General features: G+C 66.6%; 11 protein-coding genes. 4 read left to right on the top strand and 7 right to left on the bottom strand.

All coding sequences use genetic code 11. The features are described from left to right. The 5 genes from N5D91_RS21010 to N5D91_RS20990 form a co-directional block, all read right to left on the bottom strand. A partial coding sequence (locus N5D91_RS21010; protein ID WP_279922739.1) for an alkene reductase occupies positions 1 to 1069 on the bottom strand: 1069 nt, incomplete at its 3' end. A 210-nt stretch (positions 1070 to 1279) separates the two neighbouring features. Further along, entirely contained in the window at positions 1280 to 2152 is an 873-nt protein-coding gene (locus N5D91_RS21005; protein ID WP_110712727.1) for an EcsC family protein, read from the bottom strand. 159 nt (positions 2153 to 2311) lie between these two features. Next, entirely contained in the window at positions 2312 to 2884 is a 573-nt protein-coding gene (orn, locus tag N5D91_RS21000; RefSeq protein WP_180855461.1) for an oligoribonuclease, read from the bottom strand. Positions 2885 to 2958: 74 nt separating this feature from the next. Then, positions 2959 to 3483, bottom strand: coding sequence for a tRNA adenosine(34) deaminase TadA (gene tadA, locus N5D91_RS20995; RefSeq protein ID WP_110712729.1), 525 nt, complete (start codon positions 3481 to 3483; stop codon positions 2959 to 2961). Positions 3484 to 3558: 75 nt separating this feature from the next. Continuing rightward, positions 3559 to 3918, bottom strand: a complete 360-nt coding sequence (locus N5D91_RS20990; protein ID WP_180855462.1) for a helix-turn-helix domain-containing protein — start codon at positions 3916 to 3918, stop codon at positions 3559 to 3561. 78 nt (positions 3919 to 3996) lie between these two features. On the opposite strand from N5D91_RS20990, the gene N5D91_RS20985 reads away from it, so the two are divergent. From N5D91_RS20985 to N5D91_RS20975, 3 genes are all read left to right on the top strand, one after another. Continuing rightward, on the top strand, positions 3997 to 4764 hold the full coding sequence (locus tag N5D91_RS20985; protein WP_180855463.1) for an NAD(P)H-dependent oxidoreductase: 768 nt from the start codon (positions 3997 to 3999) through the stop codon (positions 4762 to 4764). Between the two features lie 68 nt (positions 4765 to 4832). Continuing rightward, the gene (locus N5D91_RS20980) at positions 4833 to 5270 is read left to right on the top strand and encodes an acetyltransferase (protein ID WP_153856068.1); all 438 of its coding nucleotides are present in this window, start codon (positions 4833 to 4835) and stop codon (positions 5268 to 5270) included. 58 nt (positions 5271 to 5328) lie between these two features. Further along, complete coding sequence (locus N5D91_RS20975; protein WP_153856067.1) at positions 5329 to 5535, top strand: hypothetical protein; 207 nt, start codon at positions 5329 to 5331, stop codon at positions 5533 to 5535. A gap of 22 nt (positions 5536 to 5557) precedes the next feature. On the opposite strand, the gene N5D91_RS20970 is transcribed toward N5D91_RS20975, so the two are convergent. Together N5D91_RS20970 and N5D91_RS20965 are read right to left on the bottom strand one after the other, a co-directional pair. Beyond that, positions 5558 to 6064 carry an N-acetyltransferase gene (locus N5D91_RS20970; RefSeq protein WP_180847884.1) on the bottom strand — a complete coding sequence of 169 codons (507 nt, stop codon included), beginning with the start codon at positions 6062 to 6064 and terminating at the stop codon, positions 5558 to 5560. A 70-nt stretch (positions 6065 to 6134) separates the two neighbouring features. Beyond that, positions 6135 to 6392, bottom strand: coding sequence for a YjhX family toxin (locus tag N5D91_RS20965; protein ID WP_110712735.1), 258 nt, complete (start codon positions 6390 to 6392; stop codon positions 6135 to 6137). Between the two features lie 264 nt (positions 6393 to 6656). On the opposite strand from N5D91_RS20965, the gene N5D91_RS20960 reads away from it, so the two are divergent. After that, entirely contained in the window at positions 6657 to 7322 is a 666-nt protein-coding gene (locus N5D91_RS20960) for an HD domain-containing protein (protein WP_180847883.1), read from the top strand. The last annotated feature ends 92 nt before the right edge of the window (positions 7323 to 7414 follow it).

Genomic DNA, 7414 nt, shown 5'->3' with positions numbered 1-7414 from the left:
TCACGCCTCCGCCGAAGAACGTCGCCCGATCCGGCGGGTTCAATTCCGCACCTAGACGCAGGCGCTCCGGCAGATCCGGGTTGGCGATGAACGGGCGACCGAAGCCGATCAGGTCGGCCCAGCCTTCCGCCAGTGCCTGCTCGGCGCGCTCGGCGGTGTACTTGCCGGCGTAGATCAGGGTGCCCGGGTAGATCAAGCGCAGCGCCTGCTTGAACGCCACCGGCATCAGCGGTGCATCGTCCCAGTCGGCTTCGGCGATGTGCAGGTAGCCCACGCCCAGCGCACCCAGCAGGTGCGCCGCGGCCAGGTAGGTAGCCTGCGGCGTATCGTCCACCGCGCCCTGCAGCGTCGTCAGCGGCGCCAGACGAACACCGACGCGGTCACCACCGGCTACTGCAGTCACCGCCTGCACGACCTCGCGCAGGAAACGCAGCCGGTTCTGCAGCGAGCCGCCATAACCGTCGCTGCGCTGGTTGGCCTGCGAGTCGATGAACTGGTTGATCAGGTAGCCATTGGCTCCGTGCAGCTCAACGCCATCGAAGCCGGCGGCCAGCGCATTGCGGGTGGCCTGCGCGTAGTCGGCGATGATGCCCGGAATCTCGGCCTCGGCCAGCGCGCGCGGCATCGAGTGCTGGATCATCTCGCCCACGCCCGCTTCCGGGCCTGCGCCGGTGGGGTCGACAAACACCTTCACCCCCTCGGCCAGCAGCGCCGACGACGACACCGGCGCGGCACCATCGGGCTGCAGGGCTACGTGCGAGACCCGACCCACATGCCACAGCTGGGCGTAGATGCGGCCACCAGCAGCGTGCACGGCGTCGGTCACCTGGCGCCAGCCCTGCACCTGCTCCGGGCTGTGGATGCCCGGGGTCCAGGCATAGCCCTGGCCCTGCGGGCTGATCTGGGTACCTTCGCTGACGATCAGGCCGGCGCTGGCCCGCTGCGCGTAATAGGCAGCCATCTCGGCAGTGGCAACGTTGCCGCCTGCCGCGCGCGAGCGGGTCATCGGCGGCATCACGATACGGTTGGGCAGGGTCAAGGCGCCCAGGCGGTGGGGGGTGAACAACATGGCGGCGATCTCTTGCGGGGGGGGAGTGACCGCAAGGATGGGGATGGATGCCGCAGCGCAACAGGCGGATCGTGGCAAAACAGTTGTGCCTTGCAGGCAAGGATGGCGTGGCCAGGGGTCAGAGCCCCTTCCTGCGGAACGGGATCCGACCCCGCGCGCAACCGGGGTCGGATCCCTTTGCAACGCAGAGGGCTCTGACCCCGAAGCCGGTTACAGCGTGGGCTCGATCAACGCCCCGCCATGCGCCACGCGGTCATAACAGGTGCGCACCACGTCTTCGCCGTACTTGATCTCCAGCCGGCGCACGATGAAGTGGCCGCGCGCCATGTCCTGGTAGTAATCGGTGAACATCGTATTGAGCGTCGCACCGGCGGCCGCACCCACGATCGGCACCGCCTGTGCGGCGAATTTCTCGGTGACCACCACGCCGAAGCGCGCGGCCACCTTCTCCACCATCTTCGCCAGCAGCTTGCCGGCTTCCTTCGGCGCCACGCCCAGGGTGAGGTCGCGGCCGGTCACCACGCGCCCGGCCAACTCGGCCGACAGGTGGCGCATCACATCGGTGGTGAAGCCACGGGCCAGGTAGTAACCGGTCTCGCTGGCGTCATCGCGCGGCGAGTTGCCGCCCAGCGCGAACACCTCCAGGCAGGCCTGGCGTGTGCTGAACTCGGACAGGTCGAACCCCTCGCTACGGGCCACGTCGGCTACCGCACGCATCATGATGGTGGTCGATACCGGCAGCTCGATGAACAGCGCGGCAAAACCAAAGGCGCCGCCCACCGCACCGGAGGTCGCTGCCGCCAGCTTGTGCCAGCGGGTGGATGCCCCCTTGCCGGGCGTGTTGTCCATGCTCCACAGCGCCGCCTGCGCCGACTTGGACAGTGCTGCCTGCACCGCACCGTGGATGCGGCCGGAGACCGCCTTGGGCAATGCCTTCACCGCGAACTCCAGTGGCGTGCCGACCAGATTGGCCATGCGCGCGGTCAGGGTCGGCGCTTCCAGCAGGGTCACCGCCCGCTGCAGGTCAGACCAGTCGCGGGCATCGTGGGCAATGTCGCGGGGGAGCAGGATGGGCTCGTTCATGGCGCTGATCTTAGCGCCGGGGAGTTGAACGGAGGGTAGTGCCGGCCGCTGGCCGGCAACCTGATACACGTCACGCAGGCCGCTGAATTGCCGGCCAGCGGCCGGCACTACCAGTTCGCGTGTCACCCGGTAGCGCCGGGCCATGCCCGGCGGCGTCGTTCAAGCAGTCGGCAGGCCCGACAGCGCGCCCATGAACTGGCGGTAGTGGCGCAGCTCGGCAATCGAATCATGCACGTCGCTCAGTGCGGTGTGGTTGCTGTTCTTGCCCACGCCGGCGGCCACGTTCGGCGCCCAGCGCTTGGCCAGTTCCTTCACCGTGGACACGTCCAGATTGCGATAGTGGAAGTACTTCTCCAGGCGCGGCATCTGGCGGTGCAGGAAGCGGCGGTCCTGGCAGATGGAGTTGCCGCACATCGGCGACAGGCCGGCCGGGATCCACTGCGCCAGGAAGTTCACCGTCTGTGCCTCGGCCTGGCCGAGGGTGGTGGTGCTGTCCACCACGCGCTGCCACAGGCCCGAACGGCGGTGCTGGTTGCGGTTCCACTCGTCCATCGCTTCCAGTGTTTCCAGCGGGTGGTGGATGGCAAATTCCGGGCCTTCGGACAACACGTTGAGCTGGGCATCGGTGACAACGGTCGCGATCTCGATGATCGAATCATTGTCGGTATCCAACCCGGTCATCTCCAGGTCGATCCAGATCAGTCGTTCGTTGGCCGCGCCGTTGTCCGCCATGTGTCGCCTCGCTGCTGGGCAGGCGCGCGGCCTACCGGTGGTGGAAAGAGGCGCCCATCATACCCGTTCGCCCCTCAACCCTCGCCGCCGTGGTCTTCCAGCAGCAGCGGTGGCTTGCCACGCTTGGCGCGGAAATAGTTGGTCAGGCGCATGCTGGCGTCCTTGGCCAGCACCCCGCCGTGGATCTCCACCCGGTGGTTGTGGCGGGCATCGCCGAGCAGGTCGAACACGCTGCCGCAGGCGCCGGTCTTGGGATCGCTGGCGCCGTAGACCAGCCGCGAGACACGCGCATGCACGATCGCCATCGCGCACATCGCGCACGGCTCCAGGGTCACGTACAGCGTGCTGCCAAGCAGGCGATGATTGGCCAGCCGCTTGCCACCGGCACGCATGGCCACGATCTCGGCATGTGCGCTTGGGTCGTGCGAGGCGATGTTGAGGTTCCAGCCCTCACCCAGCAGTTGGCCGTCGGCGCCCACCAGCACCGCCCCCACCGGAATCTCATCGAACTCGCGCTGCGCGCGTTCGGCCAGCGCCAGCGCATGGCGCATCCAGTGTTCGTCGGCGTCGTGCACCGGTACACCCAGGGCATCGGTCATGGCGGTTCTCGTGTGTCTGCAGGGCCAGGATGGCCGCCGGGGCCGCATTGTACGCCCGGGGCCGTGCAGGCGCCGCTAGCGCGCGTCGAAGCGCTCGCGGGCAGCGTCCAGGGCCGGGAAATTGTGCTCGGCCCAACGGTCCAACGCGGTCAGGGTGTCTACCAGACTGCGCGCAACCTCGGTCAACCGGTACTCCACGTGCAGTGGCTTGCCGCCCAGATCGCAGCGCTCGACCAGGCCGTTGCGCTCCAGTTGGCGCAATGTCTGCGTCAGCACTTTCTGCGAGATGCCTTCGATCTTCCGCAGCAGCGCGCCGTTGCGTTGTGGGCCCTGCGCCAACGCTGGCAACAGCAGCATTACCCACTTGCCGGAGATCAGTGCCAGCGCATCGCGCGCCGAGCAGTCGGCGGCATAGACATCACCGGGATAGGCCATGGTTACCTCAAGGTACGTAATTGCGACAGTTCGCCGGCATCGCGAGGATGGTCGCACACTCCAACACGCCCTCTGCTGATGCGCGCCCTGATCCTGCTGGCCCACCCCGAACCCCGTTCCTTCAACGCCCACCTTGCCACGCAGGCCGCCGAGCAGTTGCGGCAGGATCACCTGCAGGTGGACGTGATCGATCTGTATGCGCAAGGCTTCGACCCGTTGGAAGCCGCGCACCACCATCCTCAACGCCTGCAGCCCGGCCGCTTCGATGCCCAGCGCGAACAACGGCACAGCGCCGAACAAGGCCAGCTGCCTGCCGAGGTGCAACGCCATCTGCAACTGCTGCAGGCCACCGACCTGCTGATCCTGCAGTTCCCGCTATGGTGGTTCGCTGCACCGGCCGCCCTCAAGGGCTGGCTGGACCGCGTGCTGGTCTACGGGCCGATGTACAACAGCCGCCAGCGCCACGAACACGGCGTGATGCGCTGCAAGCGTGCATTGCTGAGCGTCACCACCGGCTCATCGGCACGGGCCTGCGCGATCGACGGCCGCGAGGGCGATACCCGGCTGTTGCTCTGGCCGCTGATGTACAGCCTGCGCTATGTTGGCTTCGACGTGATGGAACCGCATGTGGTGCACGGCGTGCGTTCCGGACTTCCGCCAGACCGTGTGCAGGCGCACGACGAGGCACTCGCCACGGCTGCCCGCGACTACCGCGAACGGCTTGCCCGGTGGTCGCAGTGGCCGACCGTGCCCTTCAATGACAGCGAGGATTTCGAAGAAGGTGTGGTGCTGCGCGCGGAAGCACCTGCGTTCAGCCCCTTCATCCGCCATCGCGATGCGGGATGACGCCGCGCCTGCACGCGCTACCGGAAAGCCTCATACTGCACGCTCCTGCTAAGCACCTTGGTGAACACATGACCACCCTGCGCCCCTCGCGCGCCGACGATGGCGCCGCCCTCGTCGCACTCTGGCGTCGCGCCGTCGACGCCACCCACGACTTTCTCAGTGCCGAAGACCGCCAGGCCATCGATGCCGAAGTGGCAGGCTTCCTGCCGCAGGCGCCGATGACCGTCGCTGTCGATGCACGGGACCAGCCACAGGGCTTCATGCTGATCGACGGCAGCCACATGGAAGCGTTGTTCATCGATCCCGACGTGCGCGGCACTGGTATCGGCCGGCAGCTGCTGCAGCACGCACTGGCGCTGCACCCGCAGCTGAGCACCGACGTCAACGCACAGAATGCGCAGGCCGTAGGCTTCTACCTGCGCATGGGCTTCGTCGAAACCGGTCGTTCGCCACTGGATTCACAGGGCCGCCCGTATCCCCTGATCCATCTCCGGCACAAGGCCTGACATCCGTTGGCAGCAGCCGCGTGCTAGCGTGGCTGCTTTCGATCAAGGAACGCCGTGCATGGATGGTGCAAAAGCCCTGTTGACCCTGTTTGCGCTGGGCATCAGCCTGGTCTGGATCCTCGTGCCGTTCGCCATCTTTGCCGTGCGCAACCTGCTGCGCGAGGTACTGCTCGAGCAGCGCCGTACCAACGCACTGCTCGAGCATATCGGCGGCTACCGCATTCCAAAGCCGCAACCCGAACCGACCGTCTGGCGCGCGCCCTGAGCGGGAACGCGCCAGGCGTGGATCAGGCCGTCGCCTCGAACGCCGGTGAGTACTGCACCTCGCCCTGTGCCAACGGAGGCTGCAGGCAGAGTGCCTGGAAGTACTCCGCCGGCACACCCGGCAGCACCAGGCCTGGCTCGGCACGGAAGCCGAAGCGGCCGTAGTACGCCGGCTCGCCCAGCAGCACGCAGCCCTGTGCGCCCTGTTGTCGCAGGGCTTCCAATGCTGCCCGCATCAACGCCGCACCGATGCCCTGCCCCTGCCATTCGGGCAATACCGAGATCGGCCCCAGGCCAAGCCAACCGCGACTGCCATCGCTGATCGATACCGGCGAGGCCGCCACATGGCCGGCCAAGTGTCCATCCACCTCGGCCACCAGTGAAACCGCCAGCTCGCCGCGCACGCGAAGCGCATCGACGATGAACTGCTCCGTGTGGCTGCTGTGTGCCGCGTTGGCAAAGGCAGCGCGGGTCAACGCATGGATGCCGGCGATGTCAGCGGAATTTTCGGTACGAAGAATGTAGTTCAAGGGACACCTCGGTCGACGCGGCATTGCCGCGCCATGGAAACACAATGGAAAAGAAGCGATGCATCGTGCATCAGCGATTGTCCAGCTGCGGGCGCACCGCGACCAGTCCGGCACGATTGATCCGGTAGGGGCGGCCATCGTGCGAACTGATCAGGCGCTTGTTTTTCAGCTTCCTGAAGACGGCCAACGTGCAATCGCTCAGCAGCAGTCCTTCACGGTTGAAGCATTCGACACCGCGCACGCGGCCTGAGCCATCACGGCTGCAGGCAATGCAGCCACCCTGGGCGAGGACGTGCAGCGTCCTCTGCTCCGCTCGGGAGATATTCATGGAAAGAGAGATCCTGCGTAATCGGAAATGCGGACGACACGGGCTGCCAACAGCGCCCGGCCAAGGAACCACGCATTCGATAACCGCTCCCGGAAGACACACGGGAAGGGTTATCCGATGACGACACTCTCCAACATGAAAAACCACACTCGGTAGACACCTGCAGCTTGCAGGTGGCGTCACACTAACCAGCGCTCCACGGCCAGTCAACGCCCTGGCGCGAAAGCCGGGTGATAATCGAGCCTCCACCTGCAGGACGCGAACATGGACTGGGTTGCCCAGGCACGCGCATTGGCCACCGAAGCCCACGCAGGGCAACAGGACAAGGCCGGCCACCCCTATATCGAGCATGTGGCACGAGTGGCGGCGGCGATCCGCGACGATGACATGGCCAAGGCCGCAGCGTGGCTGCACGATGTGGTCGAGGACTGTCCGGACTTCGCTGACCGGATGCAGGCGTTTCCACCGCCGATCCGCGACACGGTCAACCTGCTCAGCCGCCACAGCGCGCAGGATGCAACCCACTATTACGCACGCATCCGTGAACATCCACTGGCCTTGAAAGTGAAGCTGGCCGATATCGCGGACAACGCCCATCCAAGGCGCCTGCGGCAGCTGGACCCCGCGCTGGCCGAGCGCCTGCGCGGCAAGTACAGCATGGCCCTCGCTGCACTGGGCCAGCGTCAATCGTCGTCGGATGCGGGGAGCGGAGCCACGCCGCAGCAGCGCCTGCAGCACCTGATGGAGGCGGCCTGCTCGCTGGAGCAGTGTGTTGGCGGACCTGGATCCACCACGGGCACCCGCGACACGTCACTGTCCGCACACCACGCGGCCCTGATCAGGGTTCGCGACATCGTGCTCGCCGAACTGGAGACGCAGATGGAACCCGTCGCGTTCGCCATCTGGAGCGACATGCATATCCGGGCCTGACCGGCCGTGGACTCCACCGGCCGAACGCTGTTTCTTGGCAGCATGCGGTGATCCCTGCTGCGTTGCAGCAGTACAATGCCCGGCTCCCCGCC

It is taken from the genome of Stenotrophomonas sp. GD03794, from assembly GCF_029842145.1.
Classification (GTDB): Bacteria; Pseudomonadota; Gammaproteobacteria; order Xanthomonadales; family Xanthomonadaceae; genus Stenotrophomonas; species Stenotrophomonas riyadhensis.
The sequence above is the reverse complement of the archived record's forward strand: the minus strand, read 5'-3'. Positions and strand labels throughout refer to the sequence as shown.

Excerpts from the sequence above, each read along its gene's own strand:
- N5D91_RS21005 (WP_110712727.1), bottom strand. The coding sequence starts at position 2,152 with ATGAACGAGCCCATCCTGCTCCCCCGCGACATTGCCCACGATGCCCGC.
- orn (WP_180855461.1), bottom strand. The coding sequence starts at position 2,884 with ATGGCGGACAACGGCGCGGCCAACGAACGACTGATCTGGATCGACCTG.
- tadA (WP_110712729.1), bottom strand. The coding sequence starts at position 3,483 with ATGACCGATGCCCTGGGTGTACCGGTGCACGACGCCGACGAACACTGG.
- N5D91_RS20990 (WP_180855462.1), bottom strand. The coding sequence starts at position 3,918 with ATGGCCTATCCCGGTGATGTCTATGCCGCCGACTGCTCGGCGCGCGAT.
- N5D91_RS20985 (WP_180855463.1), top strand. The coding sequence starts at position 3,997 with ATGCGCGCCCTGATCCTGCTGGCCCACCCCGAACCCCGTTCCTTCAAC.
- N5D91_RS20980 (WP_153856068.1), top strand. The coding sequence starts at position 4,833 with ATGACCACCCTGCGCCCCTCGCGCGCCGACGATGGCGCCGCCCTCGTC.
- N5D91_RS20975 (WP_153856067.1), top strand. The coding sequence starts at position 5,329 with ATGGATGGTGCAAAAGCCCTGTTGACCCTGTTTGCGCTGGGCATCAGC.
- N5D91_RS20965 (WP_110712735.1), bottom strand. The coding sequence starts at position 6,392 with ATGAATATCTCCCGAGCGGAGCAGAGGACGCTGCACGTCCTCGCCCAG.
- N5D91_RS20960 (WP_180847883.1), top strand. The coding sequence starts at position 6,657 with ATGGACTGGGTTGCCCAGGCACGCGCATTGGCCACCGAAGCCCACGCA.